The organism is Rheinheimera aquimaris (assembly GCF_020531985.1).
Classification (GTDB): domain Bacteria; phylum Pseudomonadota; class Gammaproteobacteria; order Enterobacterales; family Alteromonadaceae; genus Alishewanella; species Alishewanella aquimaris.
In genome coordinates, this window is record NZ_JAJAVQ010000002.1 from 824066 (window position 1) to 847031 (window position 22966).

Genomic DNA, 22966 nt, shown 5'->3' on the forward strand with positions numbered 1-22966 from the left:
GAGTACATATGACGCTGACACAGACTGGTATGACGCAAAGTTTGGCAAAGAAACGCGTAGCCGTTGTTGGCCTGGGCCTGTCAGGCCTGGCGACAGTGCGTTTTCTGCTGAGCCTTGGTATCAAACCTGTGCTGATGGACAGCCGCAGCAAACCTGCCGGTATCGAGCATATTGCAGCTGACAAAGTTGACGGTATTTACCTCGGTGAGCTTGATGCAAACCGGCTGGCGAAAATGGATATGATTATTCTAAGCCCCGGCCTGTCACCGACTCATCCGGCAATTCGTTTTGCGGTAGCGCAGGGCGTTGAACTGCTTGGCGATGTTGAATTGTTCGCCCGCTACAATACTAAGCCTGTCGTTGCCATCACGGGCTCTAACGGCAAATCGACAGTCACCAAGCTGGTTGAAGCTATGCTTCAGTGTAGTGGTGTAAAAGCGCTTGCGGCCGGCAACATAGGTTTACCGGTACTGGATGCTATCAGCCAGCAGGACACCGAAGTGTTCGTGCTGGAGTTGTCCAGCTTTCAGCTTGATACCACAAGCAGCTTGCACAGTGTCGCCAGCACTATTTTAAATGTCAGTGCCGACCATCTGGACCGCTATCAGACTATGGCAGCTTACGCCGCGTCCAAACAACGGGTGTATCAGCACACCCGGTTAGCGGTATTTAATCTGGAAGATGCTGCTACTACGCCTGAAGGCTCAGCGTCTTTAGGTATTAAACTGGCCGACCCGACTTATGGCATTGCCGAATATCAGGGCAAACGTTGGCTGGTGCTGGATGCAAAACCTTTATTGCCTGTCAGTGACATGACAATATTTGGTGCTCACAACGAATTTAATGCGCTGGTTGCAGGCACCTTGGCACTGGCCGCCGGTGCCAGCCGTGAAGGTTTAATTAAAGCGCTGACCACATTTGAAGCCTTGCCTCATCGCTGTACTTTGGTAGCCGAAAAGCAAGGTGTGCGCTGGGTTAATGACTCCAAGGCCACCAATATCGGCGCAACCTTAGCGGCTATCGCCGGCTTACGGCCGGGCGTTTCCGGCAGGCTGATTCTGATCGCCGGCGGTGATGCCAAAGGCGCCGATGTAACCGAGTTGAAGCCGGTTCTGGACTCTGAGGTTCAGCAGCTGATTACACTGGGGCAGGATGGCCCGGCTATCGCCGCACTAAAAGCTGACAGTGTGCAGGTCAAAACGCTGCAGGATGCGGTAAAAGCCGCGGCGAAAATAGTCAAACCGGGCGATATGGTGCTGCTGTCGCCAGCCTGTGCCAGTCTGGATATGTTTAAAAGCTACTCTGACCGCGGCGAGCAATTTGCCGCCGCTGTCAAAGCGGAGGTGCTATGAAGCAACTGGCGCTTAGCTTACTGAACATGTCCTGGCCAAACCCGTTGCAGGGTATCAGCAATTGGTGGAATGCCGAAGACGGTGCCGCGTACGACAAGCTGTTTTTAACGCTTTTGTTGCTTATCCTGGCGGTGGGCGTGGTAATGGTGACCAGTGCTTCTGTACCGGTAGCTACCCGGCTGTACGACAATGAACTGCATTTCACCATCCGTCATCTGGTATATCTGGCGCTGGGTTTCTCTGTGGCGCTGCTGGTGCTGAATGTACCGGTACAGTGGTGGCATAACAGCAATATGCTGTTGTTATTCGCGGCATTGGCGCTGTTAGTTGCGGTATTGTTGTTTGGCCGTAATGTCAATGGCAGTACGCGCTGGCTGGCAATAGGCCCGGTTGGTTTACAAGCGGCAGAGCCCGCCAAGCTGTTTTTCTTTGTTTATCTGGCCAGTTATCTGGTGCGCCGGCACGAAGAAGTGCGTGAAAACTTAAAGGGTTTTATCAAGCCGCTGGTGGTGCTGTTTGCTTTTGCCGTGTTGCTGCTGATGCAGCCGGATTTAGGCACAGTAATAGTGATGTTTGCTACCTCAGTCGCGTTGCTGTTTTTGGCAGGCGCTAAGTTGTGGCAGTTCTTTTGTCTGATTTTTACCGGCCTGATGTCAATCGGTGTGCTGATCGTATACAGCGAATACCGCTGGAAACGGGTAACCGCTTTCCTCGACCCTTGGGCAGACCCTTTTGGTAGCGGTTATCAGCTGACACAATCGTTAATGGCATTTGGCCGTGGCGGCTGGTTCGGTCAGGGGCTGGGCAACAGTATTCAGAAGCTGGAATATTTGCCGGAAGCCCATACAGACTTCATTTTGGCCGTGATTGCTGAAGAGACAGGTTTCATCGGCGTCAGTATCTTGCTGGCGCTGATTTTTATGCTGGTTTACCGTGCGTTATGGATTGGGCAGCGTGCACTGGCAAAACAAATGAGTTTTCACGGTTTTCTGGCCTATGCGCTGGCTATATGGATTGGTTTTCAGTCGGCCGTCAATATTGGTGTTGCAACGGGTGCCTTACCAACCAAGGGGCTGACGTTACCTTTTGTCAGCTCGGGTGGTAGTAGCTTAATTATTATGCTTGCTGCGGCAGCGCTGCTACTGCGTATCGATTTTGAAGTCAGGCTTAAAGGCAAACACGCTATCAGTGGGGGGCGCAATGACTAAACCCCGAATCATGATTATGGCTGGCGGTACAGGTGGGCATATTTTTCCGGCGCAGGCGGTAGCAACGGCGCTAAATGCTGCCGGCTGGCAAATTCATTGGCTGGGCACTGCGACAAGAATGGAAGCAACACTGGTACCGCAGTTTGGCTGGCCATTTCATACTATTGACGTTGCCGGGCTTAGAGGCAAAGGTGTGTTGTCATTGCTAAAAGCCCCCTGGATGTTACTGAAATCTGTCTGGCAGGCCAGACAGGTACTCAACACAGTGCAGCCTGACGTGGTGCTGGGTTTTGGTGGTTATGCCAGTGGCCCCGGTGGCGTTGCAGCCTGGTTAAAGCGCTTGCCGCTGTTAATCCATGAACAAAATGCCGTTGCCGGTAGCACCAACCGCTTGTTGGCACGCTTAGCCGACAAAGTGATGGTGGCTTTTCCTGCTGCTTTTTCGAATCAGCCAAAACAGCTGGTGGTCGGTAATCCGGTGCGCAAAGAGCTGATTAATGTGGCTGGCGCACATGATTACAGTGGTGAGTTAAAAGTATTAGTGGTTGGTGGCAGCCTGGGCGCCAGGGTATTGAATGACACTTTACCGGCTATTTTCGCCAAAGCGGCGGCTACAGGTGCTATTGCGGTTCGCCACCAAACAGGTAAAGCGTTACAGCAACAGACAGAGCAGGCTTATCAGCAGCAAAATGCCACGCAGCTAACAGCAAACGTGAGTGCTTTTATTGACGACATGGCACAGGCCTACGCCTGGGCTGACGTCGTCATTTGCCGCGCGGGTGCGCTCACTGTCAGTGAGCTGGCTGCCGCAGGGGTAGCAGCAGTATTTGTACCGCTGCCAACGGCTATTGATGATCATCAAACGGCGAATGCACGCTGGCTGACAGAGCAAGGTGCGGGGCTTTTAGTGGCGCAGCAGGATTTAACAGAACAAAGGTTGTTACCACTGCTTAGCCAGTGGCTGACAGACAAAACACCGTTACAACAGATGGCCGCCAAAGCGCGTGCCTGTGCATTGGATAACGCCACAGCACAGGTAGTAGCGCAGTGTCAGCATTTTGCCGGCCAACAGGTAGTAGGACAGCATTTATGATTAGTACACCGCAACAGAAAAAACTGGCCATGCGCCGCGTAGAACGTATTCACTTTGTCGGTATCGGCGGTGCTGGTATGGGCGGTATAGCAGAAGTGCTGGTGAATGAAGGTTACAACGTTACCGGCTCGGACATTGCTCCTAATGCAGTTACTGAGCGCTTAGCGGGGTTGGGCGCCAGTATTTATATTGGCCATAGCGCCGCTAACGTCGAAGCCGCCAGTGTGGTGGTGGTATCCAGTGCGATTAACAGCGCAAACCCGGAGGTTGCCGCGGCCCGCGAAATGCGGATCCCGGTGGTACGCCGCGCTGAGATGCTGGGCGAGCTGATGCGGTTTCGCCACGGTATTGCGGTAGCGGGCACGCACGGTAAAACCACCACCACCAGTTTGCTAGCATCTATTTTTGCCGAAGCGGGCACTGATCCAACGTTTGTTATCGGCGGCTTGCTCAACTCAGCAGGCTCTAATGCTCGCCTTGGCGCAGGGCGCTATTTAATTGCTGAAGCCGATGAAAGCGACGCTTCATTTTTGCATTTGCAGCCGCTGGCCACCGTGATCACGAACATTGAAGCTGATCATATGGACACCTATCAGGGTGACTTTGAAAAGCTCAAGTCGACCTATCTGGAGTTCTGCCACAACCTGCCTTTTTATGGTGTGGCAGTGGTGTGCATTGATGACCCGGTACTACGTGCGCTGATCCCAAAAATTGGCCGCACTGTGCTGACTTACGGCTTTAGCAGCGATGCTGACTTTATCATCAGTGACTTTAGCCAGAGTGGCACGCAAAGCCGATTTGTTATTACCGACAATATGGCAGGCGATAGCAGCGGTAACCAGCGCGAAGTGGTACTGAACCTGCCGGGTAAACACAATGCGCTAAACGCAACGGCGGCTTTTGCGCTGGCACGCGATGAGGGGATCAGTGAACAAGCGATCCTGGCCGCTTTTAGTAAGTTTGAGGGTATAGGCCGGCGTTTCCAGCAGTATGGTGAGTTTGATACCGGCAACGGCAAAGTGCTGCTGCTGGATGATTATGGCCATCACCCGACCGAAGTCGCCGCAACGATAGCGGCAGTGCGCTCTGCCTGGCCAGAGCGGCGGTTAGTGATGGCGTACCAGCCTCACCGTTTTACCCGCACGCGGGACCTGTACGAAGACTTTGCCAAAGTGCTGTCAACGGTAGACAAGCTACTGCTGCTGGAGGTGTACAGCGCAGGTGAAGCGCCGATAGCCGGGGCTGACAGCCGCAGTCTGTGTCGCTCTATCCGCGCCCGCGGCACGCTTGACCCGGTATACGTCGCAGAACCTGATGAGTTGGCGCCCAGCCTGGCTGATGTGCTGCAGGACGGTGATGTCGTGCTGACGCAGGGCGCAGGTAATATTGGCAGCCTGGTGAAAAAGCTTGCCGCAATGCAGCTGAATATCAATTTACTTAAAGCCAGTGCAGGAGAAAAAGCATGAGCAGTAACCCCAATGCTTTTGGCAAAGTCGCAGTTATGTTTGGCGGTACTTCAGCTGAACGTGAAGTATCGCTGCGCTCAGGTAATGCTGTGTTAAAAGCGCTGCAGGCCGGCGGCGTTGACGCTTTTGCTTTTGACCCGCAAAGCCAGTCACTGGCGCAGCTGGCCGACAGTGGCGCGCAGCGCGTGTTTATTGTGCTGCACGGCCGCGGCGGTGAAGACGGCAGTATGCAGGGCGCGCTGCAGCAATTACAGTTGCCTTATACCGGCAGCGGTGTGCTGGGTTCCGCATTGGCGATGGATAAAATCCGCTGTAAGTGGTTATTCCAGGCGCAACAATTACCCACGGCACCCTTTGCTGTGGTGCATAGCAATGACACTGATTTTGCCGGTTTGTTAGCTGGGTTAGGTGGCAAGGTGATGGTTAAACCTGCCAATGAAGGCTCCAGCATAGGTATGAGTGCCGCTTCAACGGCAGAAGAGTTAGAGCAGGCGATTCACGCTGCACTGAAATACGACACAGAAATATTGGTAGAGCGCTGGATTAATGGCCGCGAGTTTACCGTTGCTATTTTAAACGGCGAAGTACTGCCGGTAGTGGAAATGCGCACACCGCGCGCTTTTTATGATTACGAAGCGAAATATCAGGCCAACAGTACTGAGTATTTATGCCCGGCGCCGCTTAGCGCAGAGCAAACTGCCGCTATGCAGCACACTGCGCTTAAGGCCTTTAATACCGTTGGTGCATCGGGCTGGGGCCGCGTCGATATCATGCTCGACCAAAGCGGCCAACACTATTTGCTCGAAGTAAACACGGTACCTGGTATGACAGAAAAATCATTGGTGCCGATGGCGGCAAAGGCAGCAGGGCTTAGCTTTACCGACCTGGTATTGGCCATTCTGACGCAGGCACAAGAGGCAAGATAACAATGAACTGGCAACTGCCCACCTTACAACTGAAACAACGCCCGGCTTTCTATGCCGGTGTGCTGTTTTTTGTTGTTGCTGTGGCAGGGTTGGTTTGGACCGGGCTGAAAATCAGCGACTGGGTGCAGAGTAAACAGAGTGCGCCGGTGCGCCAGGTTAAGCTGTATGGCGATTTTGTGCATATTGATGCCAGGCAGTTACACCGGCTATTGCAGCATGAGTATGTGGGTAACTTTTTTAGTGTGAACGTGGACCAGGTGCAGCAGTTCCTGTTGCAGCAACCCTGGGTATATCAGGTAGCCGTGCGCAAACAATGGCCTGATGCCCTGGTTGTGGTAGTAACAGAACAACAGCCGGTAGCGATCTGGAATCAGCAGCAACTTCTAAATACACAGGGTGATGTCTTTGTGGCGCCCATACAGCAGCTGAAAACGGAACTGCCGATGCTAACCGGCCCCGATGGCAGCCAGCAGGATGCACTGTCCATGTTCCACCATATGCAGGGCTTGCTGGCCCTGCATAAATTTAATGCCGTCGCGCTTGGCTTAACCGAGCGCTTTTCCTGGCAGTTAAACCTCAGCAACGGTGTTGCACTGAAACTGGGGCGGGAAGATACATTAAAACGGCTACAGCGCTTTATAGAGCTGTATCCGGTGATCACTAGACACAAAGCCGAAGCCGTAGCCGAAGTGGACTTGCGCTACGACACAGGCGTAGCAGTGCGCTACAGCGCTGAACAAAAGAGAAAAGCATGACAAAGTCGTTAGATAGAGATCTGATCGTTGGCCTTGATATCGGCACCGCGCAAATCAAAGCGGTGGTGGGCGAAATTACCGCCGACGACAAGTTGAGTATTGTCGGTGTGGGCACCCATGTCTCCCGTGGTATGGATAAAGGCGGCGTTAACGATTTGAACCTGGTAGTACAGGCGGTACAGCGGGCGATAGATGAAGCCGAGCTGATGGCCGATTGCCGCGTATCGTCAGTGTATTTGGGTATCACCGGTAAGCATATCCGCTGCCAAAACGAAAGCGGTATGGTGCCGATTAACGACACTGAAGTAACAGCTGAAGATGTGTCAAATGTTATTCATGCTGCTAAATCGGTGCCTATTTCTGCCGAGCGTCGCATGTTGCATGTACTGCCGCAGGAGTTTTCGGTCGATATGCAGGAAGGCATTAAAAGCCCGGTCGGCATGTCAGGCGTGCGGATGGAAGCGCGGGCGCACATTATTACCTGTGCCAACGATATGGCGAAGAATATCGAAAAATGTGTCGAGCGCTGTGGCCTACAGGTAGATCAGCTGATTTTTACCTCGCTGGCATCAAGCTTTGCCGTGTTAACTGACGATGAAAAAGAGTTGGGTGTTTGTGTCGTCGATATGGGCGGCGGCACTATCGATATCTCAATTTATACCAACGGCGCGCTGCGTCACACTGCGGTGATCCCAGTCGCCGGTAATCAGGTTACCAGCGATATCGCCAAAATTTTCCGCACCCCAATCAGCCATGCTGAAGAGATTAAAGTGCAGTACGCCTGCGCGCTTCGCAGCATGGTAGGTAAAGAAGAAAGTATTGAAGTACCCAGTGTGGGCGGGCGTCCGGCCCGGTCGATGTCACGTCATACGCTGGCAGAAGTGGTAGAACCACGTTATCAGGAATTATTTGAGCTGGTGCTGGAAGAGATTCGCAGCTCTGGCCTGGAAGAGCAGATAGCGGCAGGCGTGGTACTGACAGGCGGCACAGCCAAAATGGAAGGTGCCGTTGAGTTTGCAGAAGACATATTTCAGATGCCGGTGCGCGTTGGTCAGCCTATGCATGTTACCGGCTTAAAAGAATACGTACAGGACCCGGCGTACGCCAGTGTGGTTGGGTTGTTGTTGTACGGCAAAGATGCGCGCACTCAGCAGAAGAAAGTGGCAGATGTGCGTGATTCAGTAGGCAGTTTCGTCAAACGGATCAGCAGCTGGTTCAAAGGCGAATTTTAAACTAAGCGTAGAAACGGAGAGAGAGCTATGTTTGAACTAATGGAAAACCACAGCGAAGAAGCTGTAATTAAAGTAATAGGTGTTGGTGGCGGCGGCGGTAACGCTGTTGAGTATATGGTTGCCAGCAATATTGAAGGTGTAGAGTTTGTTGCGGCGAATACCGACGCTCAGGCACTGCGTAATTCATCAGCCAACATTACGCTGCAGTTAGGCGCTAATGTGACTAAAGGTTTAGGCGCTGGCGCTAACCCGGAGATTGGTCGTCGTTCAGCAGAAGAAGACCGCGAAACCATCAAGAAAACCATTCAGGGTGCTGATATGGTGTTTATCGCTGCCGGTATGGGCGGTGGTACAGGTACCGGTGCAGCGCCAATCGTGGCCGAAGTGGCGCGTGAACTGGGTATTTTAACCGTGGCAGTAGTGACCAAGCCGTTCCCGTTCGAAGGTAAAAAGCGTACTGCGTTTGCCGATGAAGGTATTCTGGAACTGAGCAAGCATGTTGACTCGTTAATCACTATTCCTAACGACAAGCTGTTAAAGGTATTAGGAAAAGGCACCAGCTTACTGGATGCATTCAAAGCGGCGAACAACGTATTGCTTGGTGCTGTACAGGGTATTGCTGAGCTGATTACCCGTCCGGGTTTAATCAACGTTGACTTTGCTGACGTGCGCACCGTTATGTCGGAAATGGGTACTGCGATGATGGGCAGTGGCCGTGCATCAGGTCCTGACCGTGCAGAAGAAGCTGCAGAGCAAGCTATTTCAAGCCCGTTGCTGGAAGATATCGACCTGTCAGGTGCTAAAGGCATACTGGTGAACATCACTGCTGGTCTGGATATCAGCATTGAAGAGTTTGAAACTGTTGGTAATGCGGTTAAAGCTTTTGCCTCTGAAAACGCGACTGTGGTTGTGGGGGCGGTTATTGACCCCAATATGCAGGATGAGCTGCGCGTAACTGTAGTGGCTACCGGTATTGGTGCAGATCGCCGTCCGGATATCAGTCTGGTACCAAACAGCCGCCCTGAGCCGATGCCTGTATACGTGCAGCAAGGCAACACTATGCAAAAAGCTGCTCAGCAGCCCATGCGTGATGAAGCGCCGGCGGTAACGGCTAAAGCACAACCAGAGAGCAAAGCGAATATCGATATTTTTGATATTCCGGCATTTTTACGTAAACAGGCTGACTAACGCTATACTGCGTATAGCTAGAGTCAGCGGCAGGGCCGACAGCAGAGTTAAGCTGCTGTTCAGTGAAATTTGGCATAATTGCCACGTTATGCTATGCTTCGCCGCCATTTTGTGATTGCTTATTATTTGAGCAGGAAGAAATTATGATTAAACAACGTACCATCGACAAGACAGTCAGCTCCATTGGAGTAGGATTGCACAAAGGCGAAAAGGTTACGCTTACTCTCCGACCTGCGCCGGACAACACGGGTATCGTGTTCCGTCGTGTGGACCTGGATCCTGTGGTCGACTTCAAAGTAGCGCCTGAGTTAGTGGGCGATACCGTGATGTGTACCTGTTTAATCAATGAAAATGGCGTGCGGTTATCCACCACTGAACATCTGATGGCGGCCATTGCCGGGCTGGGTATTGATAACCTGGTCGTAGAAGTTGACGCTGCTGAAATTCCCATTATGGATGGCAGCGCAAACCCCTTTGTTTACCTGTTATTGGAAGCGGGTGTTGCCGAGCAGCGCTTAGCGAAAAAATTTATCCGTATTAAGAAAGCGGTACGGGTTGAAGACGGTGACAAATGGGCCGAATTTAAGCCTCACCACGGTTTTAAAATTGATTTTGCCATTGAGTTTAATCACCCCGTTATCGCCGAAACCACGCAGCATATGCTGATGGATTTCTCTGCCGCCGGTTTTATTAAAGATATCAGCCGGGCCCGTACTTTTGGTTTTTTACACGAAGTAGAGTACCTGCGGGCAAACAATCTGGCATTGGGTGGCAGCTTTGATAACGCCGTCGTGCTGGATGAGTACCGGGTGTTAAATCAGGATGGCCTGCGTTACGAAGACGAGTTTATCAAGCACAAGATCCTTGATGCCGTGGGCGATTTATATATGGCCGGTTACAGCATTCTGGGCGAATTTAAAGCCTTTAAAACCGGGCATGCGCTGAATAATCAGTTGCTGTGTGCAGTATTGGCAAACCAGGAAAACTGGGAATTTGTGACCTTTGAAGATAAAGCGCAAATGCCTATTTCTTATCTGGCGCCGCAACTGGCATAAAGTTGAAGGTTTAACGCAAAACCCGGTTATCACCGGGTTTTGTTGTTTTTAGCTTCTGCGTTTTGGGCCAGTTTCAGCAGCGCCTGTTTTAAGGCACCGTCGGTGTTTTGTGCTACAGACAGCAGGGCCGTGGCGGCAGAATCTGATAATTGATGGCTGTTTTTTTGAGGTATAGGCACATTTGGCTTGTTTATCTGGCCATTGGGAGAGGCTTCAATGTCAATTCCAGCCAAATCAGGCAAGATTTTTCGGCGAAAATTGTCTAGAATGGCGTCGCGCTGCAATTTTAAACGGGTTAGCCAAGGCGCAGAGGCAGATAAAATAACGGCCCGGCCATCGCGGATACAGCTAACCTGACAAAAACTAAGTTGCTCCAGTTGTAATACCTCAGCCAATACCTGATTCAACTGTTGCACCAGGGCAACCTGTTGTTGTTGCGACGCCAGGCTACTGTGCGACAGCACTTTGCTGATATCGAGCGGCTTCTGGGTATAGCGGGCCATTGACGTTTACTACCTGCTGCGTTGGTAACATAAGCGCAGTGTAGCAGCTTATGTCTGCGGCGAGAATGTTGCACCTTGAAAGCGTTAGCATCGGGCACCATATCTGGCGTAATATGCTGGGGTTTTAATATTTGTACTGGCTGAGCCAAGCGCCGCCGGGGCTGCACTGCAGTTTTAACTTAACATGGTATTTGGATAATGTTTGGAAAACTTTTTACCAAATTATTTGGTAGCCGCAACGACCGCTTCTTAAAAAAATTAGAAAAGCAAGTACAGCAGATCAATGCGTTAGAGGCAGAATTTGAAGCCTTATCCGACGACCAGCTGAAACAGAAAACCACCGAATTTAAAACTATGTTAGCCAGCGGCAAAACGCTGGATGATATTCTGCCACAAGCCTTCGCTACCGTGCGTGAAGCCAGTAAACGTGTATTTGGCATGCGCCATTTCGACGTACAGTTGATGGGCGGTATGGTGCTGCACCAGGGCAAAATTTCTGAAATGCGCACCGGTGAAGGTAAAACCTTAACCGCAACCTTGCCGGCTTACCTCAATGCCTTAAGCGGTGGCGGTGTGCACGTTATTACCGTCAACGACTACCTGGCCCGGCGTGATGCGCAAACCAACGCACCGCTTTTTGCCTTTTTGGGGCTGACTGTTGGCGTTAACGTGCCCGGTATGGCGCACCCGGATAAACAGCAAGCCTATGCTGCTGATATCACCTACGGTACCAACAATGAATTTGGCTTTGATTACCTGCGCGACAATATGGCGTTTTCACCGCAGGACCGCGTACAGCGCGATCAGGCGTTTGCCATTATCGATGAAGTGGATTCAATTTTAATTGATGAAGCCCGTACACCGCTGATTATTTCCGGCCCGGCTGAAGACAGCTCTGAGCTGTATAAACAGATTAACGTGCTGGTGCCGCAACTGGTAAAACAAGATAAAGAAGACGAAGAGGGTGCACATGGTGATGGCCACTTCACAGTAGATGAAAAGGCGCGTCAGGTATATCTGACCGAAAAAGGCCAGATCAAAGTTGAAGATATGCTGCGTGAGCATGGCTTAATTCAGGAACACGATACATTGTTCTCTGCGGCTAATATTACGCTGTTGCACCACGTTTACGCGGCGCTGCGCGCGCATCAGCTGTTCAAACGCGACGTTGATTATGTTGTTAAAGACGGTGAAATCGTTATTGTTGATGAACACACCGGCCGTACGATGGAAGGCCGGCGCTGGTCTGAAGGTTTACACCAGGCGGTGGAAGCCAAAGAAGGCGTAAAAATTCAGAACGAAAATCAGACGCTTGCTTCTATCACCTTCCAAAACTACTTCCGTTTGTATGACAAACTGTCCGGTATGACAGGTACAGCTGATACCGAAGCTTTTGAATTTCAGCAAATTTATGGCCTGGAAACCATAGTCGTGCCTACCAACCGGCCTATGGTGCGTAAAGATATGGCCGACCTTGTATATTTAAACGCGGAAGATAAGTATCAGGCCATTATTGCCGACATTATCGCGACCCGTGATGCCGGTCGTCCGGTGCTGGTGGGTACAGCATCGATTGAAAGCTCTGAGTACTTATCCGGCTTGCTGAATAAAGCCAAGATCAAACATCAGGTATTAAACGCTAAGTTCCACGCTAATGAAGCACAGATCATTGCTCAGGCCGGTCAGCCGGGTACGGTCACTATCGCTACTAACATGGCGGGCCGTGGTACCGATATCGTGCTGGGCGGCAGTTTGCAGGCCGAACTGGCTGCGCTGGGTGCTGATGCGACTGACGCACAGAAAGACAAAGTTAAAGCAGACTGGCAAACCCGCCACGATGCAGTCATTGCTGCCGGTGGTCTGCATATTATCGGTACCGAGCGCCACGAATCCCGCCGTATCGACAACCAGTTACGTGGCCGTTCAGGCCGTCAGGGCGACCCGGGCTCAAGCCGGTTCTATCTGTCGCTGGATGATGCTTTAATGCGTATTTTCGCCTCTGACCGGATGGCAGGCATGATGCGCCGCTTAGGTATGGAAAAAGGCGAGGCGATAGAGCACCCATGGGTAAGCCGTGCTATTGAAAACGCGCAGCGTAAAGTGGAAGCGCGTAACTTCGACATCCGTAAGCAGTTGCTTGAGTTTGACGATGTTGCCAACGATCAGCGTAAAGTGGTGTACGAGCAACGCAATGAGTTACTGGATGCTACAGACATCAGTGAAACCATCACCGCTATCCGTACCGACGTTATCGATGGCGTGATCAGCCAGTATATTCCGCCGCAGTCGTTAGATGAAATGTGGGACGTACCAGGGCTGGAGCAGCGTTTAAAAGCCGACTACACGCTGGATTTACCTATTTCGCAGTGGCTGGCTGAAGATAAGAAACTGTTTGAAGAGAAGCTGCGCGAGCGCATCCAACAGGAAGCTGAACAGGCCTACGCACACAAAGAGCAGATGGTTGGGCCGCAGGTGCTGCGTCAGTTTGAAAAAGCCATCATGCTGCAAAGCCTGGACACGCACTGGAAAGAACATCTGGCGGCGATGGATCACCTACGTCAGGGTATTAACCTGCGTGGCTATGCACAGAAAAACCCGAAACAGGAATACAAGCGCGAAGCCTTTGAGCTGTTCTCCGCTATGCTGGAAAATCTGAAGATCGATGTAGTTGGCGTATTAGGCCGGGTGCAGGTTAAAGCCGCGGAAGACGTGGATGCCGTAGAGCAACAACGCCGTAAGGCCGATGCTGTACCGCATGATTATCAGCATGCCGAAGCTGAGCACGTCGGCGGCGATGTACCTGCCGGTATGCCCGCTGGCCCGGTGTTTCGCGACCACGACAAAATAGGCCGCAATGACCCTTGCCCTTGTGGTTCCGGTAAAAAGTATAAGCAGTGTCACGGTAAGCTGGTATAAACCCCTACCATGTCGCTAAACAAAGTCAGCTCAGGCTGGCTTTGTTGTTTTAGCAGGAGAATAGTGTGAGTACAGCAAAAGTGATTCATGTTGCAGTAGGCGTGATTCTTCGTGGGCAGCAGATATTGTTGGCACTGCGTAACGGTAAACAACATCAGGGCGGCAAATGGGAGTTCCCCGGTGGTAAGGTTGAGCAGGGTGAAACGGTAGAGCAGGCACTTAAGCGCGAACTACAGGAAGAAGTAGCCATAGATGTGACGGCAAGCAGCGCTTTTATGCAGTTGGAATATGCTTATCCGGAAAAAACTGTGCTGCTGGATATTTATCTGGTGACCGGTTTTGATGGCGAGCCAGAAGGGCGCGAAGGTCAGCCGCTGCGCTGGGTCGGCATTGCCGGGCTTGGCGATATTGAATTTCCTGATGCGAATCAACCCATCGTTGAACGCATTCAGCAGCATTTTTTAACGTTAAAGCCCGCTTAATGCGGCGGGCTTAGTGTTTAAAGAAGTCGTTATCCTGTGCGATAAATTCTTGCTCTAACTCAGCCAAATACTCTTCAGACAATACAGTATCTATCGGCGTTTTGTCGGCAATGCGGTGGTTTTCTGCCGCCCAATCGCCCAGGTCAATCAATTTACAGCGTTCCGAGCAAAACGGCCTGAACGGTGCGTCACTTGACCATACTACGTCTTTATCACAGGTGGGGCATTTAACTTTCATACTGTCCTCTCAACGGCTAGCGGCGCATTCTAACAGCTGGCCAGCTTAAAACAGATCGTTTTTTCACTGCTGCAGCGGCCACTGTCATCGCTAAGCTGCATAAAGCGGATGGCATAACGGTATTTGTTGCCGCTGACGGTAGGATAAACGCCAGCCTCCAACGGGTAGCGGATGCGCAACAGTTCGTGCTGGTCAGTATTGCTCTGATAAAAGCCATTGTCAGCGGTAACATCGGTGAACTGGCCTTTCTGCCGGCTAAACCCCAGCACAAAACTTACTGCCTGTTGCAGTAAACTGAACTCAGCACACCACTGCTCAGCCATGTAGCTGCGCTCACTTTGTGGCAGGTTTAGCCAGTAATGTAGTTGTGGTACGTCGAAGTAACAGGTGCCGCCTGGTATTGCAAAGCGCTGGCGTAGTGGCGCTAAAAATTTATCGTCTTTTAAATTACCGACAAACTTATTGCTGCGCAGCAGATCACTTTGCAGCCGAACTGCCTGCTGTAACACTGGTTGCAGTTTATCGTCCGATACCGAAGGGTGATTGGCCCAGGCGACCAGTGCCGTTTCGCAGCGCTCGCAGTCTTTAATCAGGTCCGGGCGGATATCATTGCGGTCCAGCACTTCAATTAAATCAAACAGCGTATTAAAAAATGCCTGCTGCTGCCATTCGCTGTCCAGTGCCTGCAAACTGTACAGCTGAGCCAGCAGATATTCCAGTCGAAGGTAGGTGCGCAGTTTTTCATTTAGCGGGTGTTCGTAAGTCAGTTCAGTCATTTTTGGGTGCTTCACGCCTGTTACGACAACACACCTAATGCCTGTTAAGTTGCTGTATTAGCCTGCTGCAAATATTGCTGGTGCAGTGCTGCAACCTGGGGGGCGAGATCTGCCGGGGTGCTGTCATTGGTAATAATATCATCGGCTTGTTTCAGCCGTTCGCTGCGCGAAAGTTGCGCGGCCATTATGGCTCTAATCTGTTGCTCGTCTGCGTTGTCACGCGCCATGGCGCGCTGCAGTTGCAGGCTTTCGGGTAAATCGATCACCAGTACACGCTGCACATACTGGTCAAGCTTATTCTCTAACAGCAAAGGTGCGACTAATAACGCATAAGGCGATGTCAGCTCCTGTAACTGCCTTAGTATCTGCTGCCGTATTGCCGGGTGTAATAACTGCTCCAGCCAGGTTTTACTAGCTGCATCGGTAAAAACACGTTGCCGCAGTTTTGCCCGGTTTAGCTCGCCAGTGGGGAGCAGTATCTCATTCCCGAAATATTGCGTGATGGCACGCAAGCAGGGCGTTTCCGGCATGACTACTTCGCGGGCGACGATATCGGCATCAATATGCTGTACGCCAAGCTTAGCAAATAACGCTGTGACGGTAGTTTTGCCGCAGCCAATACCACCGGTTAAGCCCACTACAAACTTTGACATTACAAACCTAAATAACGCAGGTAAGCATTAGTTAGTTGCTCACCCCATAGCAGCGCTATCCAGCCAGCAGCGGCAATATAAGGCCCAAACGGGATAGGTGTCGCTTTGTCTTTACCCTGCACACTCAGCAAGGTTATACCCACTACCGCACCAACCAGCGACGACAACAGAATAATCAGCGGTAACTGCGCAGCCCCAAGCAACGCGCCAAAGACGGCCAGTAATTTAAAATCACCATAGCCCATACCTTCTTTGCCGGTCAGCAGTTTAAACAGCCAGTAAACGCTCCACAGGCTCAGATAACCGGCAGCGGCGCCGACAATAGCCTGAGCGGGATTAACAAAGGCTGAATCACTAAGGCTAAACAGCAGTGCCAGCCACAATAGCGGCAAGGTTAACTGATCAGGCAGCAGCATTTTATCTATATCGATAAAGGTCAGAGCTATCAGCCCCCAGGTGGTAAAAATAATCACAGCGGCAGCTAAACCAAAGCCCAGTTTCCACGCCACCACCGCTGAAAGTAGCGCTGTCAGTGCTTCAACTACAGGGTAACGCGCGCTGATGGGCGCACTGCAACTGCGGCATTTGCCCTTTAACAGCAACCAGCTCAGTACCGGCACATTGTCACGCGCCTGCACTGGCGCATTACAGGCCGGGCAGGCAGAACGCGGTACGGCCAGATTAAACCTGGCAGGTGCTGCGGCAGTATCGGCATTAAAATAGGCCTGATATTCCTGCTGCCAGTCGTTTTCCATCATTTTCGGTAAACGGTAAATCACTACATTTAAAAAGCTGCCAATCATCAGGCTGAAAATGGCAACCATAACAACAAATAACGCCGGGAAAGTGGTAAGTAATTCGATAAACTGCTGCATTAAACTATGTTTCCCATCTGGAATATGGGTAAATACATTGCAATAATCAAACCGCCAATTATTACGCCCAATACTGCCATAATCATTGGTTCCAGCAGCGCTGTTAAACCATCTACGGCATCGTCAACTTCCTGCTCATAGATATTGGCGACTTTGCCTAACATACTGTCCAGTGCACCGGTTTCTTCACCGATAGACACCATCGAAATCACCATTTCCGGAAACTGATCTGTTTGCTTCATCGCCAGGTGCATTTGTATACCGGCAGATACTTCTTCCCGGATAAATAAAATGGCATTTTTATATACTTCGTTACCGGATGCTCCCGCGGCCGATTCCAATGCTTCTATCAGTGGTACACCTGCAGCAAAGGTGGTAGACAAAGTGCGGGCATAGCGGGCAACAGCGGCTTTATTTAAGATACTGCCAATGACCGGCAATTTAATAATACGGCCATCGGCCCAGGTACGAAACTTCAGGTTGCTGGCATAGGTTTTCTTTACAACAAAGAAGGTGGCAATAATACCCGCTAGTACCAACCACCAATATTGTTGCATCATCTCTGATATACCGAGCACGAATAAGGTAAAGGCGGGCAGTTCAGCGCCAAAGCCAGTGAATATCTCAGCAAACTGAGGCACCACAAAAATCAGCAAAATAGACGTAACAATAGCTGCAACTACTAACACAGCCACAGGATAAAACATGGCCTTTTTAATTTTTGATTTTAGCGCTTCGGCCTTTTCTTTATAAATAGCCAAGCGGTCAAAAATCTGATCAAGCGAACCAGATGACTCGCCCGATTTAACTAAGTCGCAATATAATTCATCAAAATACTTTGGGTGTTCACGCAGGGTTTCGGATAGCGGCAAACCTGCCTGTACTTTTACTGAAATTTTCTGCATTAGGGTGCGCAGGCTTTTGTTATCGGCACCATTCGCAATAAGGTCGATAGATTGCACCAGTGGCACACCGGCACCCAGCATGGTAGCAATCTGCCGGGTAAAAATAGCGATATCCAGCGGTTTAATTTTTTTACCATCACCGAACAGGGATTTTGGCTTTTTCTTGACCCCTGATGGCGTAATACCTTGCTGGCGCAGTAGTGCTTTAACCTCAGCAATGCTGGTGCCTTTAATTTCACCATCTACCTTTTTACCGCGCCGGTTTACACCTTTATAGGTAAAGGCTTCGAGCTCTTTTATTTTAAATTGTTGTGCCTGAGCCATCTGTTTATTTCCTGTTGTGCGCTTTGGCGCCTGCTTTAATACTTAATTTGCTTTAACTGTTTACGTTAGCCTTTCGTTACTCGGTTTACTTCGGCCAGGCTGGTTAAACCGGCGGCGGCCTTAATAAGCCCGGACTGGCGTAAGTTATTCACGCCTTCAGTCTGCGCTTGGGTGGCTATATCCAGCGAGTTGCCGCCTTGCATAATAATGTCGGCCATTTTTGCACTTACCGGCATGACTTCATAAATACCCACCCGGCCTTTATAGCCATTGGTACAGTGCTCACAACCCACAGGTTTAAACACTTTAACATTCGGTAGCTGCTGTGGCGTAAAGCCTTGCCTTAGTAGTTCGGCCTCGGGCAATACTTCAGGCTGTTTGCACTGGCCGCATAACCGCCGTGCCAGGCGCTGAGCGATAATAAGTGATACTGAGCTTGCCACGTTGTAAGACGGCACGCCCATATTCAGTAAACGGGTTAAGGTTTCCGGTGCCGAGTTAGTGTGCAAGGTTGATAAAACCAAGTGGCCGGTTTGCGCTGCTTTAATGGCAATTTCAGCAGTTTCTAAATCCCGAATTTCACCGACCATGACCACATCAGGGTCTTGCCGTAAAAAGGCCTTTAGTGCCGAGGCAAAAGTTAAGCCTGCGCGCGGGTTAACCTGCACCTGGTTAATACCGGCTAAGTTAATCTCTACCGGGTCTTCGGCTGTTGAAATATTAGTTTCGCTGGTATTTAAAATAGCCAGGCCGGTATATAGGGATACGGTTTTACCTGAACCAGTCGGGCCGGTTACCAGTATCATACCCTGCGGCTGTGCTAACGCATCTAAATACAGCTGCTTCTGGTTTTCTTCGTAGCCTAAAACATCGATACCGAGCATGGCACTGTCGGAGTCGAGAATACGCATTACAATTTTCTCGCCCCAAAGTGTAGGCAGCGTACTTACCCGAAAGTCGATCGATTTTTTCGCTGACAGTTTTAGTTTAATCCGGCCATCCTGCGGCACCCGCTTTTCCGCGATATCCAGCCGCGACATTACCTTTAGTCGCGCTGATAACCGGGTAGCGAGTGCGACCGGTGGGCTGGCCATTTCATGCAAAATGCCGTCGATCCGAAAGCGAATGCGGTAGCTTTTCTCGTAGGGTTCAAAGTGTAAATCGGACGCACCTTTACGTATGGCATCAAGCAGCATTTTGTTAATAAAGGCAATAATCGGCTGATCTTCTTTATCAACCTGCACGCCCTGGGTTTCTTCCTCTTCTTCCTGGGCAATGCCCATCGAGCCTAAATCCCAGTCGCTCTCGCTAAAATCGCCACCCAAGCTGCTATCGAACAGTTTATCAATCAGTTTATGCAGCTTGTCGTACTCAACCACCACCACTTCTGCGTTTAAACCGGTGTTAAATTCAAAATCTTCAATGGTTTGAATATTGGTCGGGTCTACCACTGCCAGAAACATGCTGCGGCCGCGCTTGCCAAGCGGCAGCATATCGGTTTTGCGTACCAGTTTTTCATTGCGTAGCTCTTCCGGCACGTAGTCGATATCAAAATGGTCTAAATCCAGGCTAATAGCATGGCTGATACCGGCAGCGGCACGGGCCAGTTCGTCAGCTTTTATCAACTTTTCAGTGATTAACAGCTCAGGCAGGTTTTTAAACTGACCACCTTTATCGGTGACAATTTTAGTGGCCTGGTCGCCATTTAACAGACCAAGCTGTACTAAACGTTTAAATAAGGTGGAGGTAGTGGTTACGGCCATTAAGCTGAAACGTCCTGATTTTGCTAATAAGAATTAGATAAAGTTAATTGATTATGCCACTAACTGCTGGTTATTCAAGTTAAACGAAGCCGTCATAGACAGATGAATTTTGAGTTAAGCTATTTACAACGCTCTAATTTACGTACCTTCATTTGAACTCACTTTATCACCTAAATATTGGTATAACAGCTGACCGATAGCGTCATTAAATTTAAGCCATTTATACTCTCTATAGTTTGCGAGCAAAACAATAACCTCTCCATCAGGTGTTGTTGCAGCGAAAGCTGTTAGCCCTGGTAAGCTACCGTCTCGCCAGTACATAACATGCTGTGTATTTTTCTGGTATTTATAAAACACGTATCCATGACAGGTTCGCCACAAAGAAAAATCACAAACCGGTTCAAGGCCTTCAAATACCGATAACTTCGTGTCGTTTAAATTACGCGATATCAATAAAGCCAAATCTGATGCAGTTCCGGCCCAACCACCTGAAGCGAGCATTGCATGATAGTCAAAACTCAACAAGGTTTTTTCGCTATCAGAATGATCAAACATATAATGTACTTCTTTACTGCTTATAGTCGAATTAGTAACTTCCTGAATTGACGAGTATTGAGCAACATCCAAAGTGTTTATAAATAGTGTCTCAAGAGGAGTATCTGCCGACTTTGCTAAAGCTTCTCCTAACAAGCAGTAACCTAAATTAGAATATGAATAGTGTTGTCCGGGGGTATAGTCGAGTTTAAGCTTGTTCAGTGTTTTCAAGTCATATGGACACCAAGGAGCCACTTGTAACATTGGATCGCCTGAGCGTATTCTGTCAAACCCTGCCCGGTGGGTGAGCAGGTGTTTGAACGTAATAGTCAATAGTCTTGAATCCTGCAGTTTATCGTAATCTCCAAGTCGCGGGAGTACTAACCCATCTAGCGGCATTTTCCCTTCAGATACCAGCCTCAATGCTGTCAAGGATGTGAATATCTTAGTCAGGCTGGCATATCGAAAATGGTCCGCTAATGAAACTGGAGAGAATAAGCCTTTACTACCACCCCACCCAAATGCGCAATCAATGCTGGGTGTTGTTTTTGATATAAAGCTTATTTGCCCACCGGGAATGCCTAAATCTTGCAGACTTTTGATCAAATCTAATATTTTACTGTTTGTTGTCGAAGTGCAGGAATGAGTAAAGGGCAGTGACCGCGCAATATGGTATTGGATCTTGGTTTGGTGCCTGACATACACAAAACCGATAAAAACGACCAGCAATATGATTAGGGCGGTTGCGCGTATCAAGCTTCTACCTGCCTTTTGAAAAGGCGTCTTTTTATTCGACTGAAAATGCCATTCTTAGCAATTTGTTCTGAGTAAGCTCTGTATTCAGCAAAAGCCATAAGATGGCGCTCTTCTGTTTTCGCCCGAAGATAATAGACTGTGCTGACAAACAAGAGACCAGCAATATTTCTTATAAACTCATAGGTAGTCGTAACGCCAAAAAAGGGCACGGTATGCATCCACCAGTAGATATTTTTTGCAATATAGGCTGGATGCTTGGTATAGGCGTAAGGGCCGGTATCTATAAGCCCACGCCAGGTTAAATTCGAAAATTTCCAGCCAAAGTTAGCGCTGGATATCCAGTAAGTCATCCAGGTTGCGGTGATCATAAATGCCCAAAACCAGTAAAGAGGATGATCTGCAGTCAGCCAGTCGTACCACAGATAATTATCTGTTTGTTGTTTAATCCAGTGATAAATGATTAGTAAAGGCGGATAACAAATAAGGCAAACTAACCAGCCACTTATGTTCGGGTCAGTGCTTTTAACATCACTATTTAGCAGTTTGCTAGAGAATACATAGCCTATTGTCGCGACAATAAGATCAAATGCCAGCCCAAATGTAAATATTCCCGTGATGATCACTAACGGCTTAGCTGACCAACTAAATGTCAGCAGAAACTCGGTAGTATCGAATAATGCTCCGGCCATTATGGGAATAAACAGTAACTTAACCAAACTTTTTAGTATTAAAGCTTTATGTTCATGCAATATAAATTTACGCCGGCGCAGCAGACTGTAACCGAGCTTAGCATACTCATCTTCCGGCTCAGCTAACCGTGAACTGGTAAAGCGCAGATACCAAGGAGCTAATAGTACTAATATTGGGTAAAGTAGAGTGAATTCAAAAGTGAAGCTGGCAAAAGGGCTAATACCAAAGCGGGCCATTAAGTGGGTATACAATAACAGCAGAGTAAAAAATACAGTCACCACTGCGTGTTTAGCTTTTACCATGTTGGCATCAGGTACACAGATTACAGGTGATACAGCTAACTGACGTTTTAATATAACAATTAACGGCGGTGTAATAGTTATAATAATCAGTAGCTTGCTGGCTAAAAAACTGCCGATATAAGTCTGAAAATTAGTCATCAGTAGCAGCAGATAGCCAGCATTAAAACAAATAAATAAAGGCCAGGCAGTGTACATAAACATGTTAGTCCTAAAAAATAAAGGCGCCGTTGGGCGCCTTTACGTTTATAAATAAAGCGATTAACCGCCTGTACCACCAGCTGCGCCACCAGCAGCACCGCCACCAACAGCTGCTAAAGTACACGAACCAGTACCAGCTAAGCATACAGTATTTTGTGCAATAGCAGCGTTACCACGGGTGCGTGGTGTAAAGGTTATCGGAGCATTGGTGTTATAATTTTCCCGAGTTAAAGTCAGAGTTGCTGGAGTAAGACAAGAAACCGCAGTGTATTGATCTGGAATTGGCTGGTTCTCGTCGGCTAAAGCACCAACTGCCGCGCTCATGTAAGCTTTAGCTTCTTGCATACAAGCACCGTTTGAACCGCGTTGGGTGTAGTCACGGTAAGCTGGCAGTGCTACTGCAGCTAAGATACCGATGATCGCTACAACGATCATTAATTCGATTAAGGTAAAACCTTGTTGGTTACGTTTCATTTTAACTTCTCCTGATTTTTTTATTAGCCGCTCGGGCTGCTTATAATTTTGAACTTTTTAACAAGCGGCGCAAGTCAAATGTAACTAAATTTGCTTGTTAATTGCAACTATTTGTAATTTAAGGTTATTTTTATCTAAAGTCGGGAATTTTGTTATTGTTTTTATAGTAATAAAGTACTAGTTTAAAAGCTCTAACTTAAATCCGTACCGAAAATGCCATGTTATCTATCGCGCTAGGAGTGGTGTTAAGCGTGCTTTTTACGTGTGTTTTGACAACACTCCGGCTGCTTTTTACTGTTACG

22 protein-coding genes are annotated in these 22966 nt (G+C 49.4%); 12 read left to right on the forward strand and 10 right to left on the reverse strand.

Annotated features, from left to right (window positions below; genetic code table 11):
• Positions 1-8 precede the first annotated feature (8 nt).
• The 9 genes from murD to lpxC all read left to right on the forward strand — a co-directional run bounded on the left by murD (position 9) and on the right by lpxC (position 10275).
• Positions 9-1352: a UDP-N-acetylmuramoyl-L-alanine--D-glutamate ligase gene (gene murD, locus LHL18_RS08620; RefSeq protein ID WP_226766632.1), complete on the forward strand. Its 1344-nt coding sequence runs from the start codon at positions 9-11 to the stop codon at positions 1350-1352.
• A complete protein-coding gene (ftsW, locus tag LHL18_RS08625) occupies positions 1349-2560 on the forward strand; it encodes a putative lipid II flippase FtsW (protein ID WP_134052279.1) in 1212 nt (403 codons plus the stop codon). The genes murD and ftsW overlap by 4 nt, the downstream gene beginning before the upstream one ends.
• A complete protein-coding gene (murG, locus tag LHL18_RS08630) occupies positions 2553-3653 on the forward strand; it encodes an undecaprenyldiphospho-muramoylpentapeptide beta-N-acetylglucosaminyltransferase (protein WP_134052277.1) in 1101 nt (366 codons plus the stop codon). Before ftsW ends, murG begins: the two co-directional genes overlap by 8 nt.
• On the forward strand, positions 3650-5119 hold the full coding sequence (gene murC, locus LHL18_RS08635) for a UDP-N-acetylmuramate--L-alanine ligase (RefSeq protein ID WP_226766634.1): 1470 nt from the start codon (positions 3650-3652) through the stop codon (positions 5117-5119). The genes murG and murC overlap by 4 nt, the downstream gene beginning before the upstream one ends.
• Entirely contained in the window at positions 5116-6045 is a 930-nt protein-coding gene (locus tag LHL18_RS08640; RefSeq protein WP_226766635.1) for a D-alanine--D-alanine ligase, read from the forward strand. The genes murC and LHL18_RS08640 overlap by 4 nt, the downstream gene beginning before the upstream one ends.
• Positions 6046-6047: 2 nt before the next feature.
• Positions 6048-6800 (forward strand): cell division protein FtsQ/DivIB, encoded by a 753-nt coding sequence (locus LHL18_RS08645; protein WP_226766637.1) that lies wholly within the window; start codon positions 6048-6050, stop codon positions 6798-6800.
• The gene (gene ftsA / locus LHL18_RS08650) at positions 6797-8032 is read left to right on the forward strand and encodes a cell division protein FtsA (RefSeq protein ID WP_134052269.1); all 1236 of its coding nucleotides are present in this window, start codon (positions 6797-6799) and stop codon (positions 8030-8032) included. Before LHL18_RS08645 ends, ftsA begins: the two co-directional genes overlap by 4 nt.
• A 27-nt stretch (positions 8033-8059) precedes the next feature.
• Entirely contained in the window at positions 8060-9220 is a 1161-nt protein-coding gene (ftsZ, locus tag LHL18_RS08655) for a cell division protein FtsZ (RefSeq protein WP_134052267.1), read from the forward strand.
• A gap of 143 nt (positions 9221-9363) precedes the next feature.
• Positions 9364-10275 (forward strand): UDP-3-O-acyl-N-acetylglucosamine deacetylase, encoded by a 912-nt coding sequence (gene lpxC, locus LHL18_RS08660; protein ID WP_134052265.1) that lies wholly within the window; start codon positions 9364-9366, stop codon positions 10273-10275.
• A gap of 29 nt (positions 10276-10304) precedes the next feature.
• On the opposite strand, the gene LHL18_RS08665 is transcribed toward lpxC, so the two are convergent.
• On the reverse strand, positions 10305-10778 hold the full coding sequence (locus LHL18_RS08665; RefSeq protein WP_134052263.1) for a DciA family protein: 474 nt from the start codon (positions 10776-10778) through the stop codon (positions 10305-10307).
• A 198-nt stretch (positions 10779-10976) separates the two neighbouring features.
• On the opposite strand from LHL18_RS08665, the gene secA reads away from it, so the two are divergent.
• Both secA and mutT read left to right on the forward strand, forming a co-directional pair.
• Complete coding sequence (gene secA, locus LHL18_RS08670; RefSeq protein ID WP_226766639.1) at positions 10977-13694, forward strand: preprotein translocase subunit SecA; 2718 nt, start codon at positions 10977-10979, stop codon at positions 13692-13694.
• Between the two features lie 65 nt (positions 13695-13759).
• Entirely contained in the window at positions 13760-14176 is a 417-nt protein-coding gene (gene mutT / locus LHL18_RS08675) for an 8-oxo-dGTP diphosphatase MutT (protein ID WP_226766641.1), read from the forward strand.
• 10 nt (positions 14177-14186) lie between these two features.
• Here the strand turns inward: mutT and yacG are convergent, their stop codons facing one another.
• The 5 genes from yacG to LHL18_RS08700 are packed head-to-tail and all read right to left on the reverse strand — an operon-like array spanning position 14187 to position 17947.
• Complete coding sequence (gene yacG / locus LHL18_RS08680) at positions 14187-14414, reverse strand: DNA gyrase inhibitor YacG (RefSeq protein WP_134052257.1); 228 nt, start codon at positions 14412-14414, stop codon at positions 14187-14189.
• Positions 14415-14443: 29 nt separating this feature from the next.
• Positions 14444-15190 carry a cell division protein ZapD gene (gene zapD / locus LHL18_RS08685; RefSeq protein WP_134052255.1) on the reverse strand — a complete coding sequence of 249 codons (747 nt, stop codon included), beginning with the start codon at positions 15188-15190 and terminating at the stop codon, positions 14444-14446.
• 44 nt (positions 15191-15234) lie between these two features.
• Positions 15235-15843, reverse strand: coding sequence for a dephospho-CoA kinase (gene coaE / locus LHL18_RS08690; RefSeq protein ID WP_226766643.1), 609 nt, complete (start codon positions 15841-15843; stop codon positions 15235-15237).
• Positions 15843-16718 carry a prepilin peptidase gene (locus LHL18_RS08695; protein WP_226766644.1) on the reverse strand — a complete coding sequence of 292 codons (876 nt, stop codon included), beginning with the start codon at positions 16716-16718 and terminating at the stop codon, positions 15843-15845. Before LHL18_RS08695 ends, coaE begins: the two co-directional genes overlap by 1 nt.
• Complete coding sequence (locus LHL18_RS08700; protein ID WP_226766646.1) at positions 16718-17947, reverse strand: type II secretion system F family protein; 1230 nt, start codon at positions 17945-17947, stop codon at positions 16718-16720. The genes LHL18_RS08695 and LHL18_RS08700 overlap by 1 nt, the downstream gene beginning before the upstream one ends.
• On the opposite strand from LHL18_RS08700, the gene LHL18_RS19860 reads away from it, so the two are divergent.
• Positions 17935-18003: a PEP-CTERM sorting domain-containing protein gene (locus LHL18_RS19860; RefSeq protein ID WP_226766745.1), complete on the forward strand. Its 69-nt coding sequence runs from the start codon at positions 17935-17937 to the stop codon at positions 18001-18003. The two genes, LHL18_RS08700 and LHL18_RS19860, sit on opposite strands and share 13 nt — an antisense overlap.
• Before the next feature lie 9 nt (positions 18004-18012).
• Here the strand turns inward: LHL18_RS19860 and pilB are convergent, their stop codons facing one another.
• The 4 genes from pilB to LHL18_RS19790 all read right to left on the reverse strand — a co-directional run bounded on the left by pilB (position 18013) and on the right by LHL18_RS19790 (position 22664).
• Positions 18013-19710: a type IV-A pilus assembly ATPase PilB gene (pilB, locus tag LHL18_RS08710; protein ID WP_226766648.1), complete on the reverse strand. Its 1698-nt coding sequence runs from the start codon at positions 19708-19710 to the stop codon at positions 18013-18015.
• 138 nt (positions 19711-19848) lie between these two features.
• Positions 19849-21000, reverse strand: coding sequence for a serine hydrolase domain-containing protein (locus tag LHL18_RS08715; protein ID WP_226766649.1), 1152 nt, complete (start codon positions 20998-21000; stop codon positions 19849-19851).
• Positions 20997-22130 (reverse strand): isoprenylcysteine carboxylmethyltransferase family protein, encoded by a 1134-nt coding sequence (locus LHL18_RS08720; RefSeq protein WP_226766650.1) that lies wholly within the window; start codon positions 22128-22130, stop codon positions 20997-20999. The genes LHL18_RS08715 and LHL18_RS08720 overlap by 4 nt, the downstream gene beginning before the upstream one ends.
• Before the next feature lie 120 nt (positions 22131-22250).
• A complete protein-coding gene (locus LHL18_RS19790; RefSeq protein WP_319004169.1) occupies positions 22251-22664 on the reverse strand; it encodes a pilin in 414 nt (137 codons plus the stop codon).
• Positions 22665-22966: the final 302 nt, after the last annotated feature.

Excerpts from the sequence above, each read along its gene's own strand:
- murD (WP_226766632.1), top strand. The coding sequence starts at position 9 with ATGACGCTGACACAGACTGGTATGACGCAAAGTTTGGCAAAGAAACGC.
- ftsW (WP_134052279.1), top strand. The coding sequence starts at position 1,349 with ATGAAGCAACTGGCGCTTAGCTTACTGAACATGTCCTGGCCAAACCCG.
- murG (WP_134052277.1), top strand. The coding sequence starts at position 2,553 with ATGACTAAACCCCGAATCATGATTATGGCTGGCGGTACAGGTGGGCAT.
- murC (WP_226766634.1), top strand. The coding sequence starts at position 3,650 with ATGATTAGTACACCGCAACAGAAAAAACTGGCCATGCGCCGCGTAGAA.
- LHL18_RS08640 (WP_226766635.1), top strand. The coding sequence starts at position 5,116 with ATGAGCAGTAACCCCAATGCTTTTGGCAAAGTCGCAGTTATGTTTGGC.
- LHL18_RS08645 (WP_226766637.1), top strand. The coding sequence starts at position 6,048 with ATGAACTGGCAACTGCCCACCTTACAACTGAAACAACGCCCGGCTTTC.
- ftsA (WP_134052269.1), top strand. The coding sequence starts at position 6,797 with ATGACAAAGTCGTTAGATAGAGATCTGATCGTTGGCCTTGATATCGGC.
- ftsZ (WP_134052267.1), top strand. The coding sequence starts at position 8,060 with ATGTTTGAACTAATGGAAAACCACAGCGAAGAAGCTGTAATTAAAGTA.
- lpxC (WP_134052265.1), top strand. The coding sequence starts at position 9,364 with ATGATTAAACAACGTACCATCGACAAGACAGTCAGCTCCATTGGAGTA.
- LHL18_RS08665 (WP_134052263.1), bottom strand. The coding sequence starts at position 10,778 with ATGGCCCGCTATACCCAGAAGCCGCTCGATATCAGCAAAGTGCTGTCG.
- secA (WP_226766639.1), top strand. The coding sequence starts at position 10,977 with ATGTTTGGAAAACTTTTTACCAAATTATTTGGTAGCCGCAACGACCGC.
- yacG (WP_134052257.1), bottom strand. The coding sequence starts at position 14,414 with ATGAAAGTTAAATGCCCCACCTGTGATAAAGACGTAGTATGGTCAAGT.
- zapD (WP_134052255.1), bottom strand. The coding sequence starts at position 15,190 with ATGACTGAACTGACTTACGAACACCCGCTAAATGAAAAACTGCGCACC.
- coaE (WP_226766643.1), bottom strand. The coding sequence starts at position 15,843 with ATGTCAAAGTTTGTAGTGGGCTTAACCGGTGGTATTGGCTGCGGCAAA.
- LHL18_RS08695 (WP_226766644.1), bottom strand. The coding sequence starts at position 16,718 with ATGCAGCAGTTTATCGAATTACTTACCACTTTCCCGGCGTTATTTGTT.
- LHL18_RS08700 (WP_226766646.1), bottom strand. The coding sequence starts at position 17,947 with ATGGCTCAGGCACAACAATTTAAAATAAAAGAGCTCGAAGCCTTTACC.
- pilB (WP_226766648.1), bottom strand. The coding sequence starts at position 19,710 with ATGGCCGTAACCACTACCTCCACCTTATTTAAACGTTTAGTACAGCTT.
- LHL18_RS08720 (WP_226766650.1), bottom strand. The coding sequence starts at position 22,130 with ATGACTAATTTTCAGACTTATATCGGCAGTTTTTTAGCCAGCAAGCTA.
- LHL18_RS19790 (WP_319004169.1), bottom strand. The coding sequence starts at position 22,664 with ATGAAACGTAACCAACAAGGTTTTACCTTAATCGAATTAATGATCGTT.